We start from the raw sequence: 22,090 nt of genomic DNA, 5'->3' as shown, positions 1-22,090 counted from the left end.
TCTACACCTCCCGGTACTTGGCTTCCTGCGTCCTGAGGTCCTCAAGGCCCTCCTTGTCGAGAAGGACCTCGCGCGGCTTGGAGCCCTCGGGGGGACCCACGACGCCCTTGGCCTCGAGCATGTCCATAATCCTGCCAGCCCTAGCGTAGCCTACCTTGAGCCTGCGCTGCAGGCCGGAGGTCGAACCGAGTTGAGAGTCCACAACTATCTGGGCGGCCTCCCACACGAGGGGGTCGTCCTCCTCGCCCAGGTCGTCGTGGGACGTGCCGGCCTGGCCGGGCACCACCTGCGAGAGGATCTCCTCGTGGTACTCGGGCTCGCCCTGGTCGCGGATGAAGCCCACGATCTGCTCGATCTCGTTGTCCGAGGTGTAGCAGCCGAGCACGCGCTTGGGCGCGAGGCCGCGGTCCTTGAAGAGCATGTCGCCGTTGCCGAGCAGGCGCTCGGCGCCCGTCTCGTCGAGAATGACGCGCGAGTCGATGCCCGAGGAGACCTTCAGGGCGCAGCGGGTGTCGATGTTGGACTTGATGAGGCCCGTCACGACGTTGGCCGAGGGGCGCTGCGTGGCGATCACGAGGTGGATGCCGGCGGCGCGCGCAAGCTGGGCGATGCGCACGATCGACGCCTCGACGTCCTTTCCGGCCGTCATCATGAGGTCGGAGAGCTCGTCGATGATGACGACGATGTAGGGCAGCGGCTCGGGCGGGTTGTCCATCTCGGCGAGCTTGCCGTTGACGCACATGTCGTTGTACTTGGTGATGTTGCGGGCGCCGGCGCGCTCGAACACCTTGAGGCGGCGCTCCATCTCGGAGACGGCCCACTGCAGCGCGCTCGCGGCCTGGCGCGGGTCGGTCACGACCGGCACGTACAGGTGCGGGAGTCCGTTGTACGAGGAGAACTCGACGCGCTTCGGGTCGACCATGATGAGCCTGACCTGCTTGGGCGTCGTGCGCATGAGCAGGCTCATGATCATCGAGTTGATCATGACCGACTTGCCCGAGCCGGTGGTGCCGGCGACGAGCATGTGCGGCATCTTCGAGATGTCGGCGATGACGGGCTTGCCGGCCGAGTCGCGGCCGATCGCGACCTCGAGCGGGCCGCCCGCGGCATAGGGCAGCACGTCGCCCAGGTGGACGTTCGAGCGCGTGTGGTTCGGGATCTCGATGCCCACGTAGGAGGTGCCGGGTATCGGCGCGAAGATGCGGACCTTCTCGGCGGCCAGCGTCAGCGCGATGTCGTCCTCGAGGTTGCGGATCTTGTTGACCCTCTCGCCCTCGCCCATCTCGATCCTGAACGTCGTGACGAGCGGGCCGGAGACGTAGTCGACGACCTTGCTCTGCAGGCCGAACTCCTCGAGCGTGCTCTGCAGGCGGCCCTTGGTCTCCTCCAGCTCCTCGCGCGAGCTCGCGGCCGTGGCGCTGTTGGGGTTCGAGCTCAGCATCGAGAAGGGCGGCAGCTCGTAGCCCTCGGCGTCGTCGCCCGGGCGCGCCGACGCGGTCGGGGTCGCGCCACGCCTCTTGCGGCCCGACTTGCCCTTGGCCGCGCCCTTGGACTCGCCCTTCTCCTCGCGGCCCTCCGAGCTCGCGGAGTCGCGGTGCGGGCGCTCGGCCGTGGCGGTCGAGGCGGTGGCGTTCTTGATGAAGTCTGGCACAGCGAGAGGAGCCTCGGCCTCGCGTTCGTCGTCATCCAGGGGAAGCGAGGTCTGGTCGGCCCCGACGACGCCCGACGCGGGACGCGCGCTCTCGACGTCGATGTCGGGGTGGCGCTTCCTCTTGAAGATGCTGGTCTTCGCCTCGGCGGGCGCCTCCTGCCCCGCGGCCTGCGCGTCGCGCCTGCCGCGCCCACGGGTGAGCACCGTGGTCTTGCGCTGGCCAATGAAGGTGGTGGGGGCCTCGCCGGCACCCTCCATGGCCACGTCGCCATAGGCGGCCGCGGCCAACTCGCGCTCCTCGAGGGCGCGCAGGTGCGCCTCGCGACGACGCTCGGAGGCCGCGTGCAGGGACTCGCGCGCCTCCTCGGCGCGCTCGCTGACCTTCTGGACGGCGCCCGAGATCGAGAAGCCGCAGACGATGACGCCGGCGATGATGACGCCCGCGAGGATGACGTAGCCGACGGCTCGGCCCACGCTCTTGAGCAGGCACCAGGCGACCGCGCCTCCCACGTAGCCGCCGAGCGAGCCCACGTGCTCAGCCGAGATCACGAGGTCGGGGTCGACCTCGGCCTCGCCGAGGTTGAGCGAGATGATGGCCAGGATCGACACGACCACGAGGGCGAGGCCGAGCGCGACGCGCGAGCTCAGGCCATCCCCCTCGGCGACGAAGAAGGTCGCCGCGAACGCGATGATCGTGAGAGGGAACAGGAGCGCCCCCACGCCGAAGCAGGCCACGAGCGCGTCGCCCGTGGCTCGCGTCACGGGCGCGCTCGACGGCATGACGAGCGCGACGATCATGGCGACCGCGAGAACGATCAGCAGGACCGCGAGGATGTCCCAGGCGGCGCTGCCGCGCCTGATGGCCGGAGCCTGCGCCTGGGCCTTGCCGCGACCCTTGGACGATTGGTTGTTGCGCCTCTTTTGTTGTGCGTTTGACCTGCGTTTAGAGGGCATCTAGACCTCCATCACGAACGGAATCACCATCGGGCGGGTACGCGTCTGGTCCCACAGGTAGTTGGAGAGGGTGTTGCGCGACCCCTTGCGCAGGGTCTCGAGGCTCATGGCCTCCTTGGAGAGCTGCTTGTTGAGGTGGGCCTTTACGCGCTCCTGGGCCTCGCGCGAGATGTCGTCGGCCGAGAAGGACACGCCGCGGCAGGAGACCTCCACGTCGCGGACCTCCTTCTTGCGCAGCGAGACGGTCGAGACGACCGTGACGATGCCGTCGCTGGCGAGCTTCTGGCGGTCGCGGAAGACCACGGGGTCGGCGTCGGTGATCGAGAGGCCGTCGACGTAGACGACGCCGCTCTCGACCGGCTTGCCCCAGGAGACCTTGCCGCCGCGCATCTCGAGCGTGTCGCCGTTGTCGGCGACGAAGATGTGGTCGGCGCCCATGCCCATCTGCTGGGCGAGCTTGGCATGGGCGCGCAGGTGCACGGCCTCGCCGTGGACCGGCATGAAGTACTTCGGCTTGGTCATGGCAAGCATGAGCTTGAGCTCCTCCTGCGAACCGTGGCCCGAGACGTGGACGAGGGTCGTGCTCTTGTCGTACACGGCGCAGCCGATCTTGGAAAGCGCGTTGATGATGCCCTGAACGCTCTTCTCGTTGCCGGGAATCGGGTTTGCCGAGATGATGACCGTGTCGTTGGCGGTGATCGTGAACGAGCGATGCTCGCCGTTGGCCATGCGCGAGAGCGCGCTCATGGGCTCGCCCTGGCTGCCGGTGCACAGGACGACGACCTTGTCGTCGGGGATGTCGCCGGCGTCGAAGGCGTCGATGATGTCGTCCTGCGAGATCTTGAGGTAGCCGAGGTCACGGGCGATCTTGGTGTTCTGGACCATGGAGCGTCCGGTCACGACGACCTTGCGCCCCACCGCGACGCTCGCGTCGCAGATCTGCTGCAGGCGGTGGATCTGGCTCGAGAACGAGGCGACGATCACGCGGCCGCTGGCGTTCTTGATGATGTGGCGCAGCGCCGGGCCGACGGCGGACTCGCTCTGCGTGAAGCCGGGCCTCGTCGCGTTGGTCGAGTCGGACAGCAGAAGGTCGATGCCCAGAGTCGAGAAGCGGTTGATCGCCTGGTAGTTGGGCGTGACGCCGTCGATCGGCGTCTGGTCGAGCTTGAAGTCGCCCGTGTGCAGGACAGAGCCGGCAGGCGTGCGCATGTAGACGCCGAGCGCGCCCGGGATCGAGTGGGTCATGTCGAAGAAGTCGATGCTGAAGGCACCAAGGTTCACGTGGGTGCCGTTGGAGACGTCGCGGAACTTCGGCGACCTGAGGCGATGCTCGGCGAGCTTGCCCTCGATGAAGCCGAGGGTGAGCTTGGAGGCGTAGATGGGCACCTTTCGCGCAAGGTCCATGAGGAGGTACGGGAGCGAGCCCGTGTGGTCCTCGTGGCCGTGGGTGATGATGATGCCGCGCAGCTTCTCCTCGTTCTCGAGGACGTAGGAGTAGTCGGGCAGGATGAGGTCGATGCCGGGCTGCTCGTCGTCGGGGAACATGAGGCCGGCGTCGACGAGAACCATGTCGTTGCCGTACTCGAAGGCGGTCATGTTCTTGCCGATACCGTCAAGGCCGCCCAGGGGAATGATCCTGAGCGGAGTCTGCTTCTTTGCCATTAGCTGGTAATTCCTTTCGATGGTACGTTTTATGACTATCAAAGCGCTCATGCGCTCTCTTTTATGGTTGTGGCATGTGGGCCTAAACCACACATACGTCGTTTATTGTACGCAAAGAAGCAGGCTGTATGCAGCAGCGACGCGACCCTATACGAAATCGATAGGAGGATGCGCCGCGGGCGGACACGCGCGCGACGTCACAGTCGCGCCGTTGTGATCCTTGGCTCTTCTCGCCCCAATCGACTATCGAGCCGAGAGTTCGCGCAGGTGCTCCAGATGAATCCCGATGTGGCCGACACCGAGGATCGCCGCAGCGGCCACGGTGATCGGCGATTGGTACCAGATCCCCAGGAGCGCCAGGGCAGCAACCGGAAGGGTCGCAATGGGTACGGGGATGGGGCCTAGCGGCTGGTACATTCCAGCAAGACGTTCTCCGCCCATGAAATACCTCGCCCAGGCAACCTCGTAGAGAAGCATGGACAGGAAGGCGGTCATCAACCAGATCAGCCAAGGAAACGAGAAGCCCTGTGGGCACACGAAAGCGACGGCGGAGATGGTGGCGAGCACTTGGCCGACCCGTTCGAACACGAGAAGAGCCTTGCGCTCGTGCCTGGAGATTTCCCCATAACCCAGGGGCTGGTTCCTCGCCCACTTGATGTTCGGTATGAACAGCATCGCAAGAAAACCGACGCCTACCATCGAGAAGCCGAACTGCATTTTCACCCTCCAGATCGCGTCCAGGAGCTTGACCCTCGAGCACTTCCCCATTGCGCTTCTTATCAATTGTGCCGCAAAACCCCTATCTTCAGAATGCCCGTCGAGCTCCTGCATCGCCTTGGGTTGCACGCCGAGCTTGAAGAGGATCGTGAAGATGCGCTACGAGTCCACCAATCCCAAGGTCGCGACCGTGTCGGCCAGGGGCGTGATCAGGGCTAAGGCCAAGGGCAGCTGCTACGTCTACGCCTATGTCCAGAACGGCGTAGCCAAGAGGGTCAAGGTGACCGTGAAGTAGCGCGCGGCCTCAAGGCCGCGGCGCGCGACGCCGCATACTGCGCGGGACCGGGGCGGAGGCGATGCTTCCGCCCCGGTTGCCGTTGCCGTTGCCGGGCCGGAGGACGCATCTCCGGCTCATCCGTCCCCAACCCGCCGCTCGTGCCAGATAACCAAGCACTTTGGCGCAAACAGAGGGTTGGGGACGTTTTTCAAATGAGATAATGCTTGCATACGAAGCGGAAAAGGCTCGCTATGCAAACGAGAAGCAAACGACATCTGATAATTCTGGTGAACGTAGCTGTCATGCTCGGCATCATAGGCTTCGTTTTGCTGCACGTGCAGCGGGCAGCTAGCGAGTCGATTAACGATGAGGTGGCCCAGTTCGAGACGGCGACCGTCACCATGGAGCAGGTGACGGCAAATTACCTCGAGGGCGAGCAAAATATCTGCAACGTTTGGGCGCGTTACATCAACAGCGAGCCTATGACCATTGACGAGGCGGCATCGTTCGTCAGGGCTTCCCATGTGTCGACCGAAAACGCTGCACACATCGTTTTCACAGACAACGGATCGCTCGAGGGGCTCTCGACGCGCCCCAAGACGGGCGCGGAAGATGACTACGCCGTGTCGTACAAGGCGATCGGCCTTCCCATAAGGCTTGACAAGCTGGACGAGCAAGATGGCGCTATCAACGTCTCGCGGTCCTACACAAACCCTATGACCGGTGTTCAATCGCTGGCGTTTTGCAACAAGATCTCGCTTGTGGATTCCAGTGACAGGTTGAAGCAGCGCGAGGCGATCCTCTTGCGCGTTATCCCCTTGGAGAAACTCCAGGAAAAATGGGTGTTTCCCAGCGACCGGTACGAAGACGCTGAAGTCTCGCTCGTCGACAGCGACAGCAACTACATCATCAAAGGCCGCAATTACAAGAACAGCAACTTCGTCGAGTTCTACAAGTCGTACAACCAGATTGATGCAGCTGGGGTCGAAGAGCTAAAGGAGCGTCTTACAACGCAGAGTGGGTCGTTTTTCATGGACAACTCGCGCGGTGAGGAATGCCTGATAGCGTATGTGCCGATCAGCGCGAACAAAGGCTGGACAATCCTGAACTACATCCAATCGAGCAGCTTGAATCGAAGCAACGTCGACTGGTTCTTGATCGGCGGGGTTGCTTGCGCCCTTCTGTTCCTGCTCAACTTCGACATGGCCTTCATGAATTGGTTCAACGCGCGCCTGGATGAGGCCGCGAAGGAAGCCGAGGCGGCGAATCGCGCGAAGAGCGACTTCCTCTCAGCCATGTCCCACGATATCCGCACGCCCATGAACGCAATTCTGGGGTTGACGACCATCGCTCAACGCAACGTCGACGACCCGGCCATTGTCAAGGACAGCTTGCATAAGATTGGGCTTGCGAGCAACCACTTGCTCACGCTTATCAACGACATCTTGGATATTTCCAAAGTGGAAAGCGGCAAGCTCACCCTCACGCCGGCAACCTTCTCGATCGTGGAGGTAACCGAGAACCTCGTCAACATTTCGCAGCCCATGGTGAAGGAGAAGAATATCGCCTTCCAGCTCCATGCCAACGCCGTGGAACACGAGTACCTGTGCGCCGATCAGCTGCGCATCAACCAGGTGTTCATCAACATCTTGTCGAACGCCCTCAAGTACACCGAGCCTTTCGGTAGCGTCGCGGTCGACTTGCAGGAGCTGGAGAGCGAGACGCCCGGCATGGTGCGCCTGGTCTACCGCGTAGCCGACACGGGCATGGGCATGAGCGAGGAGTTCATGGAGCACATGTACGAGTCGTTCTCGCGCCAAACCGACAGCCGCGTGAACAAGGTCCAGGGCACGGGACTCGGCCTGGCTATCACCAAGCAGATGATCGACCTCATGGGAGGTACGATCGAATGCCAGAGCAAGCTGGGCGAGGGGACGACATTTACCGTCACGCTCGACCTGCTCATTGCGGAGCGCGAGCCCGAGGATATGACCCTGGAATCCGTCGATGCGCTGCTCGTCGACGATGACGAGGTCTTCCTCCAGACCGCCCAGTACACGTTCAACTCGCTCGACGCGCGCGTCGAGGTGGCTTCTTCGGGCGTGCAGGCGCTCGAGATGGTGGGGGCGCGACACAGCCTGCACGATGACTATGGCGTCATCATCGTGGATTGGAAGATGCCCGACATGGATGGTATCGAGGTCGTGCGCCGCATGCGCGCCCTGGTCGGGGAGCAGGTGCCAATTATCCTTGTCTCGGCATACGATTGGTCCGACATCGAGGAAAGCGCGAAAGAGGCCGGCGCCGACGGGTTCATATCCAAGCCGCTGTTTAAGTCCACGCTCTATCGTGCGATCAACGAGCTTCTGAATTTGACGGAAGCGACGGATGCCAACGAGGACGACCATTCCGACATTGCGGGTATGCGCGTGCTCGCCGCCGAGGACAATGACATCAACTGGGAGATTCTCAACATGTTGCTCGACATGCACGGCATCGAGTCAGTGCGCGCCGAAAACGGCCAGATTGCGGTCGATATGCTTGCGTCATCGCAGCCGGGAGATTACGACCTCGTGTTCATGGACGTGCAAATGCCCATCATGAACGGTATCGAGGCCACGAAGGCCATCCGCGCTCTGCCCGGCGAGTGGCCGTCGACAATTCCGATTATCGCGATGACGGCAGATGCGTTTTCCGAAGACGTTGCAAAATGCATGGATGCTGGTATGAACGGTCATATCGCTAAGCCAATTGATATCAAGATCGTTTTGAAAGAGATTAGAGGGGTGAAGGAGGGCAAGTTATGAGAAAGTCTGTGGTGCGTTGCCTGGTCGTTTTATCTATTGCTCTCGTCTCGGTCGCGTTGGCGGCCTGCGCCGCATCGTCGGGTTCTACCGGGTCTGCGGTTCCATCGGGGCAGGCGGGCGAGAAGAAGGGCTTTACCCCCTCGCTCGATACCGCCACGAAATGCTCCCTTTCCGTAGCCGGCAGCTACGATAACTTTGAGGCGCTTGAAGCTGAATTCGATAAGTTCAACGAGTACTATCCCAACGTCGAGCTGAGCTACACCAAGCTTGACGACTACAACAACGTCGTTTCTACGGCCTTGAACTCCGAAGATGCGCCTGACATCTATTTCGCGTTCGACTTCATGATGGATTCCGACAGCCACAAGCCGGTATTCGAGCACGCCGAGGACCTCTCCGATTCGGCGCGTGGCATCGACTTGTCGTGCGTGCGCCCGAGCTTGCTGTGCAAAGACGATGCGGGGGCGTGCCCCATGGCCCCCATATTCTCCAGCACTTCCGGCATCCTTGTGAACGAGGACCTCTTCGAAAAGGAGAAGATCAGCGTTCCGACAAACTACGAGGAGCTGCTGGCTGCATGCGATGCGTTCAACAAGGCGGGGTATCCCACTCCCATTTTGACCTACAATGTGGCGTCTGCGTACGGCAACCTCGTTGGCGAGCTCATGTATGGCGATGCCGCCAAGAACCCCAAGATGGTCGAGAAACTTAACTCGCTCGATCCCTCGGCTGGCGAATACATGAGGCCAGTCCTCGAGAAGGTCAACGTCATGAAGGAGCATGGGTGCTTCAACCTCGATGTCTGCAACGAACTTAAGAACGGCTACAACGCGCTGATTCTGCGGTTCTTCGAAGGCGATATCCCCATGGCACTGTGCTCGGGCGATACGGCGTCAGGCACGACAAAGCGCGAAAGCCAGTCCGAAGCATTTTCCGCCCATCCGTTCTCGTACGCCCTCTATCCGTTTACTCTCTCCGATGAGGGCGCCAGCCTTCTCGACAAGCCTTCGGTGCAGTTTGCGGTTAACAAGGAAGGCAAAAACCTCGACATGGCAAACGAGTTCATGCGCTTCCTGATGAACCAGCAGGAACTTAACAACATCGCGCGCGCGAAACGCCTGCTCACGGTGACGTCCGACCTTTCCTTCGATGGTATGTACGCTCCGTTCAGCAAGATTGACCCAAGCCGTGTCATTTCGACCCATGAAGTCGGACTGACAGATGGCGTCACCATCCAATACCGCGTCGCGGCTTTCCAGGTTGCGAACGGCGAGGCGTCGATCGATAAGGCAATCGCCGGATACGGAACGTACGAGCTGTAAGAGGCCTGTGCAGCGCTTGATGCGGCGGATGCCGGTCCCGAACTGCTTGATGACGTTCAGGCGGAACAGGACGTTGGGAACAACACCCAGACGACTCAACGGAAGTCGGGCCGACAGACGCTTCCCAACCCCTCCGTCCGGCCCTGGACGCGTCAGGTGAAGTGAAGCGACCGGTATATCGCCTCGTCTGTATCGCCGAACACGTTGAAGACCACGGTGATGCCCGCGTCCTCGTATGTGTCGAGCCACTCGCGCACGGTGCGCACGGCAATCTCGGCAGCCCAACCGAACTAGGCATAACGAGAAGCCCCTCACGTATGAGGGAGGCTCTTCTCGACCCCCTCTCTCTATACTTTTGATCACCGATTGTTGCGGGTCCCGTTTAAAGGTGGGAGGAGAGAAGATGAAGTCATTACCCAAATTGCTATGCCTAGTGGTGATGGTTCCCCTTGCGGCGACGCTCGTCGCATGCGGCGGTACGAACGCGGCTTCAAGCGCCAAGAAGCATGAAGTTGCCAACGACACGTTTCCCCTGTACAACGGAACCGAGAAGTCCGGCACGGAGCTGAAGCTCTATTTCCTCGACGGTGCAAAGGACCTGCCCTATATCGACGCGAGCGATTGTCTGGCCCTGCTCAAGGAGACGTACCATGGCACCGTGGACTTCACGATGTCCACGGAGGGGCCTGTCGTGACCTATTCCAGGGCCAACAAGCTCTATGACACCGATGTGCCTCTGACCATCGATTTCGATAAAGACGTCATGCATTACGCAGATTACAACCTGTTCAGCATGAGGGCTGATCAGTCCACGATGCTGGACTTGACCAGCATCGACGTCGTGAACGAGGCGGGTGATTTCAAGCTCCTGCAGAAAGTCGGCACGGGCACCTTGGACCGACGGGGCGACGTCTTTGAGGTCAACCTGGGCGATTACGGCATCGACCTGGTTAATCAAGACGGCCTGTACCTGATCCCGTTGCAGACGGTTGCCGACATCCTCATTGCGCCAACTTGGCTGGAAAGCCTCTACTTCAACGGCCAGTGCGTGATTAAGGCCGACGATATCTCCAGGTGCGGCGATCTTTACTATTCCGCGCCCACCGGAAACCGCAGCGATGCATTGGCGGAATTCGGCTACAACGAGCTGTGCATGATGCTGGACACCTTGTACGGCCTGAAAGAAGACCACAAGATCGAAAGCTTCGACCAGCTGTTCAAGGAGACCGGTTTCACGGAAGCTTTGAAGGGACCGGATTCGGCCGAGGCCGACAAGGCGGTCTACCGCCTCATCACGGAGTACCTCGACGACGTCCACAGTAATTGGTACGGCTTTTCGTACCTGTCCGGGCCCATCGACTACACGGCACTCGGCACCTCGCGCGCCCGGGTCTTGGCCGCCCGCGAGCGCCAGGAAGCCTCGAGGGACAAGTACTACCCCGACAACATCCCTGGTTACGAGGAGGTCGGCAACACGGCCTACGTCACCTTCGACGCCTTCACCCCTCCGCCCTCAGCGGATTATTACTACGGGGTGGATGATGTGGCGAAACTCCCCGACGACACCATCAGCCAGATCATAAAGGCCCATGCGCAAATCACGCGGGAGGGCAGCCCCATCGAGAACGTGGTCCTCGACATGAGCGACAACGGCGGCGGCGACGCGACCGCCGCGGAGTTCACCATCTCCTGGTTCCTGGGCGAGGGCTCCATCGGCATGGAGGACGCCATGACCGGCGCGCAGTGCGTCTCCTCCTATCGCGCCGACGTCAACCTCGACGGAAAGTTCGACGAGAAGGACACCCTGGCGGGCAAGAAGCTGTTTTGCCTGACTTCCCCCGTCAGCTTCTCCAGCGGAAACCTGGTGCCCTGCATGCTAAAGGAATCCAACGTCGTCACGCTGCTGGGCCGGCCTTCCGCCGGAGGCGCCTGCGTCATACAGCCCATCTCGTCCGCATGGGGCACCTCGTTCAGGATCTCCAGCCCCCGGCGGCTGTCCTTCATGAAGAACGGCTCGTTCTACGACATCGACCGCGGAGCTGACCCGGATTACGTCCTCACCGACCCTGACAGCTTCTACGACCGCGCGGCCCTGACCGAATACATCAACGGCCTTTACTAAGGTTGGAGAGCCCCGACTGCGGAGGGAGCGAGGTCCCTGTGATGCCCGTCCCGTTGGCGGGCCAGACGTATGGGTGCTGTCGGCGCATGGAAGAATTCATGGAAGAAATGTCCCGAAAGGAGCGTTTTCCAGTGATGCAAAGTGGTGCGCCGAAGATTTCGCGCACCACTATTTACCTGCGAAAACGATATGTTTTGGTTCGGAGTGAGAACTACCGTTATATGGCCTGGTTTACTCCCTCTCAACAGCTCCTTGAGGCCGCATGGCCATGGCACCCAAACGACGCTGGGACACCGTAAAACGCGTAAAACAAAATGGGAGGCGCCACAAAAGGCGCCTCCCATGACGTGCTCTATGTCAGTCCAAAGGAACCAGGTCGACGAACGTCGAGGAACTTAGCCCTCGTGGTGACGACGGGGCTGACGACCACCGCGGTCGCCAGCGTGACGACGGGGCTTGCGCTCGCCGTCGCCGTGGCCGTGGCCGCCACGACCGTGGCCAGAGCCAGCGGGGGCCTCGGGCTTGTCGAGGCGATCGAGGCTGATCTTGCCCTTCTCGTCCACCTCGATGACCTTGACCTTGACCTCGTCGCCGACGTTGAGGACGTCCTCGACCTTGTCGACGCGGCCCTGGGCGACGCGGGAGATGTGGAGCAGGCCGTCCTTGCCGGGCAGCAGCTCGACGAAGGCGCCGAAGGCCTGGATGTTCACGACGCGGCCGGTGTACTCCTCGCCCACCTCGGGAACCTTGACGATGGCGCGGATGCGCTCCGCGGCCTCCTCGCCGGCGGCGCCGGTGCCCGCAATGAAGACGGTGCCGTCCTCCTGGATGTCGATCGTGGCGCCGGTGTCGTCCTGGATGCCGCGGATGACCTTGCCGCCGGAGCCGATGACGTCGCGGATCTTGTCTGTCGCGATCTGGAGGCTGATGATCTGGGGCGCGGTCTCCTTGGTCTGCTCGCGGGGAGCGGAGATCTGGTCGAGCATGGCGTCGAGGATGAACATGCGGCCCTCGTGCGCCTGCTGGAGCGCCTGCTTGAGGATCTCGGGCGTGAGGCCGGTGGCCTTGTTGTCCATCTGCATGGCCGTGATGCCCTTGGTGGTGCCGCAGACCTTGAAGTCCATGTCGCCGAGGAAGTCCTCGATGCCCTGGATGTCGGTCAGGACGACGGTCTTGCCCTCCTCCTGGATGAGGCCCATGGCCACGCCGGAGACGGGGCGGGTCAGGGGCACGCCGGCGTCCATGAGGGCGAGGGTGGAGCCGCAGGTCGACGCCATCGACGAGGAGCCGTTGGACTCCATGACCTCGGAGACGACCCTGATGGTGTAGGGGAAGTCGTCCTCGGAGGGGATGACGGGGAGAAGGGCGCGCTCGGCGAGGTTGCCGTGGCCGATCTCACGACGCTTGGGGCTGCCCATGCGGCCGGTCTCGCCGGTGCAGAACGGCGGGAAGTTGTAGTGGTGGATGTAGCGCTTGCCGTCGATCGGCTCGATGGTGTCGAGGCGCTGCCACTCGTTCAGCATGCCGAGGGTGGCGACGGAGAGCACCTGGGTCTGGCCACGCTGGAAGAGGCCGGAGCCGTGGACGCGCGGCAGGTAGTCAGGCTTGACCATGAGGGGACGGACCTCGGTGGCCGTGCGGCCGTCGACGCGCTCGCCGGTCTCGACGACCATCTTGCGCATCGCGTGCTTCTCGAGGCTCTTGAGCTCGACGGGGATCTCGCGCTCCCACTGGAGCTGCTCCTCCTCGGTGAACTCAGCGCGGATGGCGTCCTTGAGGGCCTCGACCTTGCCCATGCGGGCCTGCTTGTCGGCGTCCTTGAGGGCCGCGGACATGTCGTCGAAGTGGGCGAAGACCTTCTCGTGCACCTCGGGGACGGGCTGGTCGAGGATGTACTCGCGCTCGGGGAAGGCGCCGTTGACCTCGACGACCTTCTCGAAGAACTTCTTCTGCTCCTCGCAGAAGGCGGCGATGGCCTCCTGGCCGAAGGCCATGGCGGCGAGCATGTCGTCCTCGGAGATCTCCTTGGCGCCGGCCTCCAGCATGGAGATGAAGGTCGCGGAGCCGCCGAGCTCGAGGTCGAGGTCGGAGTTGTCGCGCTCCTCGTAGGTCGGGTTGACGATGAACTCGCCGGTCTCGACGTTGCGGCCGATGCGGACGCAGGCGAGCGGGCCCTCGAAGGGCACGCCGCCGACGGTCAGGGCGGCACTGGCGCCCATGATCGAGATCGTGTCGACGGAGTTGACCTGGTCGGCGACGAGCGGCATGGCGACGATCTGGACCTCGTTGCGGAAGCCGTCGGGGAACGACGGGCGGATGGGTCGGTCGATCATGCGGGCCGTGAGCGTGGCCTTCTCGGACGGGCGCGCCTCGCGCTTGAGGTAGCCGCCCGGGATGCGGCCGACCGAGTACATCTTCTCGATGAAGTCGACCGTCAGCGGGAAGAAGTCGTAGTTCTTGCGCTCCTTGGAGACGACGACCGTGACGTTGACGGTCGACTCCCCGCAGGAGACGAGGCACTCGCCCGTCGCCTGCTTTGCGAGCTCGCCCGTCTCGAAGCGGTAGTGCTTGCCGTAGAGGTCGAACTCGTGTGTAACCTTAGCCATTTTCTTTTCCTCTTATCTCCGCCTGCCGCATTGCAGGCGGGCCGTCTATAGCAAGGGAGCGCCCTTGTGGCGCCCCCTCGTAACACCTCGTTACTGGATGTTGTCGCGAATGCCGAGGCTCTTGATGAGCGAACGGTAGTTCTCGATGTCCTGCTTCTTGATGTAGGACAGGAGACGACGACGCTTACCGACGAGCATGAGCAGGCCACGACGGGTGTGGTGGTCGTGGATGTGCACCTTCACGTGCTCGGTGAGCTCGCGAATGCGCTCGGTGAGAAGAGCGACCTGGACCTCGGGCGAGCCGGAGTCGTGCTCGTTCTTGCCGTACTGCTTGATGAGCTCGGCCTTGCGCTCCTTGCTGATTGCCATTTGAAACCCCTTTCACATAGATTCGCCCCGAACCGGGTTGGCCGTCTGGCAATGGACGAACCACCAAGTACGGGGTAATGACTGATAAAGAGTACCACTAATGCGCGCCCAAGCCAAAGCGCGGGGCCGGACGCGTGCGCTCCTCTCGCAATTCACCGCAGGTTGCACACATCTTGCGGCCGCGCTCAGAGGCTGAGCATGAACTCCATCGCGCGGAGGCGGGCGTCGAGGTGCGTTGCCGCCCAGGTATGCGCGAGCGAGACGAGCGTGGTCGAGGTCGTGACGTCGATCTGGGACGCGAGCAGGTCGTCGAAGGTGAGGTGCAGCAGCGAGGCGACCCAGCCGATCTCGGAGGCGCTGAGCTGCTGGGCGCCGGGGACGTCCTTGGCGCAGCTCGAGCAGAGGGTGCCGCCGGCCGCGGCCGAGAAGTACGAGACGTCGTGGTCGCCGCAGGCGATGCAGCTCGAGAGCTCGGGGCGCCAGCCGCCGTGCGCGAGCACCTTGAAGACGTAGGCCGCGACCGCGAGGTCGAGGCGGGGCTGGTCGACGGCCTCCTCGCAGGCGCGGAGCGCCCGCGAGCAGATCGGGTGCAGGAAGGGGTCCTCGGCGTCCTCGAAGCAGGTGAGGCGCGCGGCCTCGAGGACTGCCGAGGCCGCGGAGAGGCGGTCGAGCTCGCCGCGCAGGCGCGGGTGGCCGTCGACGAGGGAGGCCTCGCTGACGACCTCGAGCCCCCGGCCGCGGCCGCGGGCCAGCAGGAAGTCGGTCTCGCAGGCGAGCTCCGAGCGGGCGGCGAGCCGTCCGCCCGGCTTTCTCGCGCCGCGGGCGACGGCGCTCACACGCTCCCCCGATTCGGCCAGGAGCGTGAGGATGAGGTCCTGCTCGGCCAGCTTGGTGCGGTCGAGAACGATGGCGCGCAGGCGCCTCGAGCGGGGGCGTGCCATGCCCTACTCGGCCTCGTACCCCAGGCGGCGGATCTCGTTCTGGTCGCGGCGCCACTCGGGCTTGACGCGGACCTGCAGGTCGAGGTAGCAGCTGCAGTCGAAAAGGCGCTCGATGTCGCGGCGCGCCTCGGTGCCGACCTTCTTGATCATCTTGCCGCCGTGGCCGATGACGATGCCCTTCTGGCCCTCGCGCTCGACGATGATCGTCGCGCTGATGGAGGCGTGGTCCTTCGACCAGTCGATGTCGTCGCAGATGACACCGACGGAGTGGGGCACCTCCTGGCGCAGGTTGTTGAGGAGCTTCTCGCGGACGAACTCGGCCACGAGGTCCTCGTCGGTCGCGTCGCAGTCCATGTCCTCGGGGAACCACCTCGGCCCCTCGGGCAGGTGCTCGGAGACGAGCGCGACGAAGGAGTCGACGTTGAAGCCCTCCTTTGCGGAGAGCACGAGCGTCTCGTCGAAGCGGGCGAGCTTGCCGGCGGCCTCGAGCTGGGCCGTGACCTGCTCGGGCTTGGCGATGTCGGCCTTGGTGATCACGAGCAGCTTGAAGGGGGCGCACGAGGCGTCGACGTGTTTGGCGACCCACTCGTCGCCGGTGCCGACGGGCTTGGTCGCGTCGATCAGGAAGGCGACGGCGTCCACGTCGGCGAGCTCGCCGAGGGCGACCTTGTTGAGCTCCTTGCCGAGGGCGTCCTTGGGCTTGTGCAGGCCCGGCGTGTCGACGATCACGAGCTGCGAGTGGTCGGTGTTGACGACCGCGCGCATGCGGCGGCGCGTGGTCTGGGCGACGGGGCTCGTGATGGCGAGCTTGCCGCCGACGGCCGCGTTGAGCAGCGTGGACTTGCCCACGCTGGGGCGTCCGACCAGTGCGACGAAGCCGCTGGTGAAGGGCTTTTCCTGGGAGGCGTCAGAAGTCATGTCAATCCTTGGTTCGTGGTTGGGCCGGGGCGAAGGGGCAGGCTCTTCTCGACAGCGCGGGGCCGGGGCCGCGCTAGAGCGAGGAGATGAGCCGGACGAGGGCGCTGATGTAGACGCAGGCGCCGGCGAGGGCGACGAAGAGGCTGAGCACCCACGACGCGGCGGCGGCGATGTCCTTGGCGCGGCCGGCGAGCGGGTGGAACTCGGGCGAGACGAGGTCGACGACCGTCTCGACGGCCGTGTTGACGAGCTCGGCGGCGAGCACGACGCCGCAGCAGACGAAGACGACGGCCCAGCTCACGGGGTCGAGGCGCACGATGATGCCGAGCACGACGGCAAACAGCGCGCCGCCGAGCATGACCTTGATGTTGCGCTCCTGCGAGATCGCGGTCCTGAAGCCCTGGAGGGCGAACAGGAAGCTGCGCCTGAACGACGGGTGGCTCGGGCCCTTGCCGGGAATCACGCGTCCTCACCGCCCCGGTGGCGCGTGAGGGTGACGCGCTCGATCGGGCGGTCGGTCTTGATGAGGGCGAGGAGCTCGTCCTCGCGGGCCTCCATGACCTCGGCCTCGTCGTCCTCGAGGTGGTCGTAGCCGAGGAGGTGGAGCATGCCGTGGACGAGCAGCAGCCTGCACTCGTCCTGCACGGTGGTGCCGACCTCGGCGGCCTGGCGGGTGATGTAGTCCGGCGCGAGCACGATGTCTCCGAGCTCGCAGGGCTCGCCGGGGGCGAGGTCGGGGTCGTCGGGGCGCTCGCACTCGAGGGAGATCACGTCCGTCGCGCGGTCGATGCCGCGCCAGGAGGCGTTGAGCTCGCGGATGCGCTCGTCGCACACGACGGAGACCGAGACCATGCAGGGGCGCTCGACGCCCTCCTGCTCGAGGACGAAGGCGCAGTCCGCGCAGAGCTCCTCCTCCGAGAGGGGCGAGGCGATTCCGTCCTCGAACGAGATGTCAAAAGCGTGTTCCACGCGAGCCTCCACGTACGTCCTTCTACCCTATTGTGCCTGAGTTTTGCCGACGGCGCGACCAGATTGGTCGGCGCTCTGGTAGGCGTCGACGATGGCGGCCACGAGCGAGTGGCGCACGATGTCGTCGCCGCGCAGGTCAACGAAGGCGATGTCGTCGACGTCGGCGAGCACCCTGCGGGCGACGTCGACGCCGTTCTCGCCGAGGAGGTCGCGCTGAGAGCTGTCGCCCGTGATCACGAACTTGGAGTTGAAGCCCAAGCGCGTGAGGAACATCTTCATCTGGTCGGGCGTGGTGTTCTGGGCTTCGTCGAGGATGACGAAGGCGTCGTTCATGGTGCGGCCGCGCATGAAGGCGAGAGGAGCGACCTCGATGACCCCCTGCTCCACCAGGGTCTGGGCGCGCTCCGCCTCGACCATGTCGAAGAGGGCGTCGTAGAGCGGGCGCATGTAGGGGTCGAGCTTCTCCTCGAGGGTGCCGGGGAGGTAGCCGAGCGACTCGCCGGCCTCGACGACGGGACGGGCGAGCACGATGCGGGCGATCTCGTGGCGCTTGAGGGCGGCGACGGCCATCGCCATCGCGAGGTAGGTCTTGCCGGTGCCGGCGGGGCCGAGGCCGAAGGTGATGGTGTTGTTCTTGATCGCGTCGATGTAGCGGCTCTGGCCGGGCGTCTTGGGCCTGATGGAGCGGCCGCGCAGGGTCTGGATGACCTCGCCGCGGCCGGGCTCGGCGTTCTCGGCGCCGCGGCGGGCGCGGCCGAGCAGCAGGTCAACGTCCTTGGCGGTGGGCGTCTCCCCCGCCTCGACGAGCCCGATGAGGTGCGAGAAGACCGACACGACCTGATCCACCTCGTCTGCGGGGCCAACGACCGACACCTGGCTCCCGCGCACGGTGACGATGGCCGAGAACGCCGACTCTATGCGTCTGAGCAGGGCGTCTGCTGGCCCCATGAGCACGAGCGGGTTTACCGAGTCGGGAATGGTCAGGCGAATCTGGGTCGGCTCCATGTTCCTCCAAACGAGTGTCAGGTCCCCGCGGGCGCAGGGCATGTGCCCATGATAGCCCTAGGCGCAGGCGCGCGGCGGGCCGGGGGCGGGTCGGTTCAGTGTTCGGTCGCGGGCGAGCAAACGAGGCGCGAGGACGGCGCGGTGGCGTCCACGCGGACGCGCACGAGCTCGCCGACGGGGCTCTTCTCGTCCAGGGTGGCCTCGAAGAGGCCGCCGGTCACGCCGGTGCCCGGAGCCTGGACGAGCACGAGCTGCTCGGTCCCCACGAGGCGCTCGGCCTCGGCGGCACGCATGGCCGACGCGAGGTCGCGCACGCGACGGGCGCGCTCGGCCATCACGCGGGGGTCGACCTGGCCCGGCGCCTCGGCCGCGGGCGTGCCGGGCCGCCTGGAGTAGCGGAAGACGTGCATCTTGGCGAAGCGCATCTCCTCGCAGAAGGCGAGCGAGCGGGCGAACTCGTCGTCGGTCTCGCCCGGGAAGCCGACGATGAGGTCGGTGCCGAGCGCGAGGCCGGGCAGGGCCTCGCGGGCGCGGCGGACGACGTCGCGGTACAGCGCGGTGTCGTAGACGCGGCCCATACGCGCGAGGGTCTCGTCGCAGCCGGACTGCAGGCAGACGTGGAGGAAGGGCGCGACGCGCTCGCCGTGGCGGGCCATGGCGGCGAGGAGCTCGTCGTCCACGTCGGGAGGCTCGATCGACGAGAGGCGCAGGCGCCCGATTGGGGTCTCCTGCATGAGCAGGTCGATCAGGGAGGCGAGGTTGAGGCTCCTCTCGCCCGAGGCGTCCTCGTAGCGGCCGAGGTTGATGCCCGTGAGCACGACCTCGCGCGCCCCGCGGTCGCAGGCGGCGCGCACGGCCGAGACGACGTCGGGGGCGGCAAGCGAGCGCGACGCGCCGCGGGCCTTCCAGACGATGCAGTAGGTGCAGCGGTTGTCGCAGCCGTCCTGGATCTTGATGCCGGGGCGCATGCGGCCGAGCGGCGTGGGCGAGGCGGGCACGCAGGCGACGGCGGGGTCCGCGGCGTCGACTGCGTCAGGCGAGGCCTGGCCGAGGGCCTCGAGGACGCGGCGCGCGACGGCGGACTTGTCGCGCTCGACGATCACGTTGGGCGCGATGGCGGCGACCTCGTCGGTGAAGAGGTTGGCCACGCAGCCGCAGGCCACGACCACCGGCGCCTGCGGGAGCGTCGCGGCGTGACGTACGGCCTTGCGGGTCTTGGCCTCGGCCTCGCCCGTGACGGCGCAGGTGTTGATGACGATTGCGTCGGCCTCGGACTCGCTGGTGAGACGGGCGCCCGCGCGCTCGAGCTCGGACGCGATCACGTCCGCCTCCACGCGGTTCACCCTGCAGCCGAGGTTGACGACGCTTACCCTCGCGCCGCTCACTTGGAGCCGTTGGCGCTCTTGCGCCCGTGGGGCCTGAACTTGGTCTTCTTCTTCGAGCCGTCGGAGGCGCTCTTCTCGCCTGCGTCGCCCTTGGAGGCGCCGCGGGCCTCGACCATCTGGCGGATGGCGTCGAGGTCGGACTCGGCGAGGCCCTCGGGGCTGACGACGCGCACGACCGCCACGAGGTTGCCGCGGGCGGTGGAGCCGAGGCGCGGCATGCCGAGGCCCTCGACCATCACCTGCTGGCCGAACTCGCAGCCGGCGGGGACGTCGACGGTCACCTCGTCGCCCTCGAGGATGCCGTCCATCTTGACGGTGGTGCCCACGATGGCCTCGAGCGCGTCGACGCGGACCTCGCAGAAGAGGTCGTCGCCCTGGCGCTCGAAGACGTCGCTGGCCTCGACCTCGATGCGCACCACGAGGTCGCCCGCGGCGTCGCCGCGCACGCCCGCCTCGCCCTTGCCGGGCACGGTGAGCGACTGGCCGGAGTGGATGCCGGCCGGGATCTCGACCTCGACGGTCTCGCGGGAGGGCGTCCTGCCCTGGCCGTCGCAGGTCTCGCACGGCTTGTCGACGACCTTGCCGGAGCCGCCGCACTCGGGGCAGACGCTCTGGGACTGCATCTGGCCGAAGATCGTGCGCTGGACCTCGACCACGCGGCCGGTGCCGTTGCAGCGGGTGCAGGTGGTCTCGTGGCCGCCCTCGCCGACGCCGGTGCCGTCGCAGTCGTCGCAGGGGGCGAGGCGGTCGTAGGCGATGGTCTTGGTGCAGCCGGACGCCGCCTCGGCGAGCGTGATGCGCAGCGTTATGCCCATGTCGCGGCCGCGGGTGCGTGCCGGGCGGCCGCCGCGGGCGGACGCGCCGCCGCCGAAGAACGAGTCGAAGATGTCGTTGATGCCGAATCCGCCGCCGAAGATGTCGGACATGTCGACGTAGTCGGCGCCGAAGCCGCCGGGGCCCTCGGCCGAGCCGTAGCGGTCGTAGTTGGCGCGCTTGCGCTCGTCGGAGAGGACGGAGTAGGCCTCGTTGACCTCCTTGAACTTCTCCTCGGCGTCCGGCGCCTTGTTGACGTCGGGGTGAAGCGTGCGCGCGAGCTTGAGGAACGCGCGCTTGATGGTCTTCTGGTCGGCGTCACGGTCGACGCCGAGCACCTCGTAGTAGTCGCGATTTGAAGCCACTCTAACCAATCTCCTGCACAAATAGATACCTGTCGCGCGGCCGTGGCCGCGCAAGAACCAACCGAATTGCTAGCCCCTGACGGCGCCGTAGCCCGTGCGCCCGAGCGATGCGCCGCACGAGAAGAGCGACACCATGACGAGGGCGAAGAACGTGCCCGTCACGAGGCCGTTGACGAAGGCGACGCGGGCGTGGCGCCACCAGCGCGGGCTCGCCTTGAGGCCGCCGCCACGAGCGATCGAGAAGACGCCGAGCGCGGCCAGGATGACGACGTAGAAGAGAAGCGACGGCAGCACGCCGGCGATCGCGCCGAACGCGACGAAGGGGACGTCGAAGCCGAGCACGCGCATGCCGAAGGCGACCGAGGGGCTCATCTGCTCGGACGGGACGCGCACGCGGCAGACGAAGTCGCCGGCGCTCGACGCGTTGGTGCCCGCGTTGCCCTTTCCCTCGAGGCGGATCTCGTCCCCGTCGTGGGAGCCTGCGGGGACCTCGACGACGACCTCGCTGGCGGAGAGGACGCGACCGGAGCCGCCGCAGCTCTCGCAGGGGTTCGCGACGACCTTGCCCGTGCCCTCGCACTCGGGGCAGCCCATCTCGACCACGCCAAAGCCGAAGATGCCGGAGAGGTCGACGTGGATGTGGCCGGAGCCGCCGCAGGTCGGGCAGGTCTCGGCGTGGTCAGACTCGACCGAGCCGTGCCCCGAGCAGGCCTCGCAGGCGACGTAGCGCTGGTACGTGACCCCACGCTTGGTGCCGCTCTTGGCGGCCTCGTCGTCGAGCGTGAGCTCGTAGACGACGTCGGCGCCCGCGCGCGGGTTGTACGAGCGGGAGCGCGTGCCCGACTGCGCCTGGCCGGCCCCGCCGAAGGGGAAGCCCCAGCCGAAGGGCGAGCCGGCGCCCGCAGAGCCGCCGTAGGAGCCTCCGAAGCCGGAGCCCGCGAACGGCGACCCGGAGCGCATCGCGTCGTAGCGCTTGCGCTTCGACTCGTCGGAGAGGACCGCGTACGCCTCGGAGACCTCCTTGAACTTCTCCTCGGCATCGGGCGCCTTGTTGACGTCGGGATGCAGCTTGCGCGCCTTCTTCTGGAAGGCGCGGCGGATCTCGTCGGTCGTTGCGCTCGACTCCACGCCGAGGATGGCGTAGTAGTCCTTCTCGTTCATGGCTGCCATCAGGTAGCTCCCGTTTCGCTCTCAGTCGCATCTGCGA

17 protein-coding genes are annotated in these 22,090 nt (G+C 65.1%); 4 read left to right on the top strand and 13 right to left on the bottom strand.

The window, feature by feature from the left end:
- Position 1 precedes the first annotated feature (1 nt).
- The 3 genes from M5D76_RS05910 to M5D76_RS05900 form a co-directional block, all read right to left on the bottom strand.
- Positions 2–2,605, bottom strand: coding sequence for a DNA translocase FtsK (locus tag M5D76_RS05910; protein ID WP_248922467.1), 2,604 nt, complete (start codon positions 2,603–2,605; stop codon positions 2–4).
- Entirely contained in the window at positions 2,606–4,267 is a 1,662-nt protein-coding gene (locus M5D76_RS05905) for a ribonuclease J (protein WP_248922466.1), read from the bottom strand.
- Positions 4,268–4,510: 243 nt separating this feature from the next.
- The gene (locus M5D76_RS05900; protein WP_248922465.1) at positions 4,511–4,984 is read right to left on the bottom strand and encodes a hypothetical protein; all 474 of its coding nucleotides are present in this window, start codon (positions 4,982–4,984) and stop codon (positions 4,511–4,513) included.
- Between M5D76_RS05900 and M5D76_RS09160 the strand changes: the two genes are divergently transcribed.
- From M5D76_RS09160 to M5D76_RS05880, 4 genes are all read left to right on the top strand, one after another.
- Positions 4,923–5,279: an Ig-like domain-containing protein gene (locus M5D76_RS09160; RefSeq protein WP_346348400.1), complete on the top strand. Its 357-nt coding sequence runs from the start codon at positions 4,923–4,925 to the stop codon at positions 5,277–5,279. The genes M5D76_RS05900 and M5D76_RS09160 overlap by 62 nt on opposite strands.
- A gap of 284 nt (positions 5,280–5,563) precedes the next feature.
- A complete protein-coding gene (locus tag M5D76_RS05890) occupies positions 5,564–8,068 on the top strand; it encodes a response regulator (protein ID WP_248922464.1) in 2,505 nt (834 codons plus the stop codon).
- Entirely contained in the window at positions 8,065–9,390 is a 1,326-nt protein-coding gene (locus tag M5D76_RS05885; protein ID WP_248922463.1) for an ABC transporter substrate-binding protein, read from the top strand. The genes M5D76_RS05890 and M5D76_RS05885 overlap by 4 nt, the downstream gene beginning before the upstream one ends.
- A gap of 403 nt (positions 9,391–9,793) precedes the next feature.
- Entirely contained in the window at positions 9,794–11,512 is a 1,719-nt protein-coding gene (locus M5D76_RS05880; RefSeq protein ID WP_248922462.1) for a S41 family peptidase, read from the top strand.
- Positions 11,513–11,907: 395 nt separating this feature from the next.
- Here M5D76_RS05880 and M5D76_RS05875 read toward each other — a convergent pair whose 3' ends face one another.
- The 10 genes from M5D76_RS05875 to M5D76_RS05830 form a co-directional block, all read right to left on the bottom strand.
- Positions 11,908–14,118, bottom strand: a complete 2,211-nt coding sequence (locus tag M5D76_RS05875; RefSeq protein ID WP_248922461.1) for a polyribonucleotide nucleotidyltransferase — start codon at positions 14,116–14,118, stop codon at positions 11,908–11,910.
- 90 nt (positions 14,119–14,208) lie between these two features.
- Positions 14,209–14,487 (bottom strand): 30S ribosomal protein S15, encoded by a 279-nt coding sequence (gene rpsO / locus M5D76_RS05870; RefSeq protein ID WP_248922460.1) that lies wholly within the window; start codon positions 14,485–14,487, stop codon positions 14,209–14,211.
- 185 nt (positions 14,488–14,672) lie between these two features.
- Positions 14,673–15,428: a DNA repair protein RecO gene (recO, locus tag M5D76_RS05865; protein WP_248922459.1), complete on the bottom strand. Its 756-nt coding sequence runs from the start codon at positions 15,426–15,428 to the stop codon at positions 14,673–14,675.
- Between the two features lie 3 nt (positions 15,429–15,431).
- The gene (gene era / locus M5D76_RS05860; RefSeq protein WP_248922458.1) at positions 15,432–16,346 is read right to left on the bottom strand and encodes a GTPase Era; all 915 of its coding nucleotides are present in this window, start codon (positions 16,344–16,346) and stop codon (positions 15,432–15,434) included.
- 73 nt (positions 16,347–16,419) lie between these two features.
- Positions 16,420–16,809 carry a diacylglycerol kinase family protein gene (locus tag M5D76_RS05855; RefSeq protein WP_248922457.1) on the bottom strand — a complete coding sequence of 130 codons (390 nt, stop codon included), beginning with the start codon at positions 16,807–16,809 and terminating at the stop codon, positions 16,420–16,422.
- Entirely contained in the window at positions 16,806–17,315 is a 510-nt protein-coding gene (gene ybeY / locus M5D76_RS05850) for an rRNA maturation RNase YbeY (RefSeq protein WP_248922456.1), read from the bottom strand. The genes M5D76_RS05855 and ybeY overlap by 4 nt, the downstream gene beginning before the upstream one ends.
- A 27-nt stretch (positions 17,316–17,342) precedes the next feature.
- Entirely contained in the window at positions 17,343–18,320 is a 978-nt protein-coding gene (locus M5D76_RS05845) for a PhoH family protein (RefSeq protein WP_248922455.1), read from the bottom strand.
- Between the two features lie 95 nt (positions 18,321–18,415).
- Positions 18,416–19,642: a MiaB/RimO family radical SAM methylthiotransferase gene (locus M5D76_RS05840; protein WP_428847230.1), complete on the bottom strand. Its 1,227-nt coding sequence runs from the start codon at positions 19,640–19,642 to the stop codon at positions 18,416–18,418.
- Between the two features lie 59 nt (positions 19,643–19,701).
- On the bottom strand, positions 19,702–20,883 hold the full coding sequence (dnaJ, locus tag M5D76_RS05835; protein WP_248922453.1) for a molecular chaperone DnaJ: 1,182 nt from the start codon (positions 20,881–20,883) through the stop codon (positions 19,702–19,704).
- A gap of 69 nt (positions 20,884–20,952) precedes the next feature.
- Positions 20,953–22,053, bottom strand: a complete 1,101-nt coding sequence (locus tag M5D76_RS05830; protein WP_248922452.1) for a DnaJ domain-containing protein — start codon at positions 22,051–22,053, stop codon at positions 20,953–20,955.
- Positions 22,054–22,090 lie beyond the last annotated feature (37 nt).

The sequence above is a fragment of the Olsenella intestinalis genome (assembly GCF_023276655.1).
GTDB lineage: Bacteria > Actinomycetota > Coriobacteriia > Coriobacteriales > Atopobiaceae > Olsenella_J > Olsenella_J intestinalis.
Note: the sequence above shows the minus strand (reverse complement) of the source record. Positions and strands in the feature narration are given on the sequence as shown.

Bases quoted from the DNA above. Each gene is read 5' to 3' on its own strand.
- M5D76_RS05910 (WP_248922467.1), bottom strand. From the start codon at position 2,605: ATGCCCTCTAAACGCAGGTCAAACGCACAACAAAAGAGGCGCAACAAC.
- M5D76_RS05905 (WP_248922466.1), bottom strand. From the start codon at position 4,267: ATGGCAAAGAAGCAGACTCCGCTCAGGATCATTCCCCTGGGCGGCCTT.
- M5D76_RS09160 (WP_346348400.1), top strand. From the start codon at position 4,923: ATGTTCGGTATGAACAGCATCGCAAGAAAACCGACGCCTACCATCGAG.
- M5D76_RS05900 (WP_248922465.1), bottom strand. From the start codon at position 4,984: ATGCAGTTCGGCTTCTCGATGGTAGGCGTCGGTTTTCTTGCGATGCTG.
- M5D76_RS05890 (WP_248922464.1), top strand. From the start codon at position 5,564: ATGCTCGGCATCATAGGCTTCGTTTTGCTGCACGTGCAGCGGGCAGCT.
- M5D76_RS05885 (WP_248922463.1), top strand. From the start codon at position 8,065: ATGAGAAAGTCTGTGGTGCGTTGCCTGGTCGTTTTATCTATTGCTCTC.
- M5D76_RS05880 (WP_248922462.1), top strand. From the start codon at position 9,794: ATGAAGTCATTACCCAAATTGCTATGCCTAGTGGTGATGGTTCCCCTT.
- M5D76_RS05875 (WP_248922461.1), bottom strand. From the start codon at position 14,118: ATGGCTAAGGTTACACACGAGTTCGACCTCTACGGCAAGCACTACCGC.
- rpsO (WP_248922460.1), bottom strand. From the start codon at position 14,487: ATGGCAATCAGCAAGGAGCGCAAGGCCGAGCTCATCAAGCAGTACGGC.
- recO (WP_248922459.1), bottom strand. From the start codon at position 15,428: ATGGCACGCCCCCGCTCGAGGCGCCTGCGCGCCATCGTTCTCGACCGC.
- era (WP_248922458.1), bottom strand. From the start codon at position 16,346: ATGACTTCTGACGCCTCCCAGGAAAAGCCCTTCACCAGCGGCTTCGTC.
- M5D76_RS05845 (WP_248922455.1), bottom strand. From the start codon at position 18,320: ATGGAGCCGACCCAGATTCGCCTGACCATTCCCGACTCGGTAAACCCG.
- M5D76_RS05830 (WP_248922452.1), bottom strand. From the start codon at position 22,053: ATGGCAGCCATGAACGAGAAGGACTACTACGCCATCCTCGGCGTGGAG.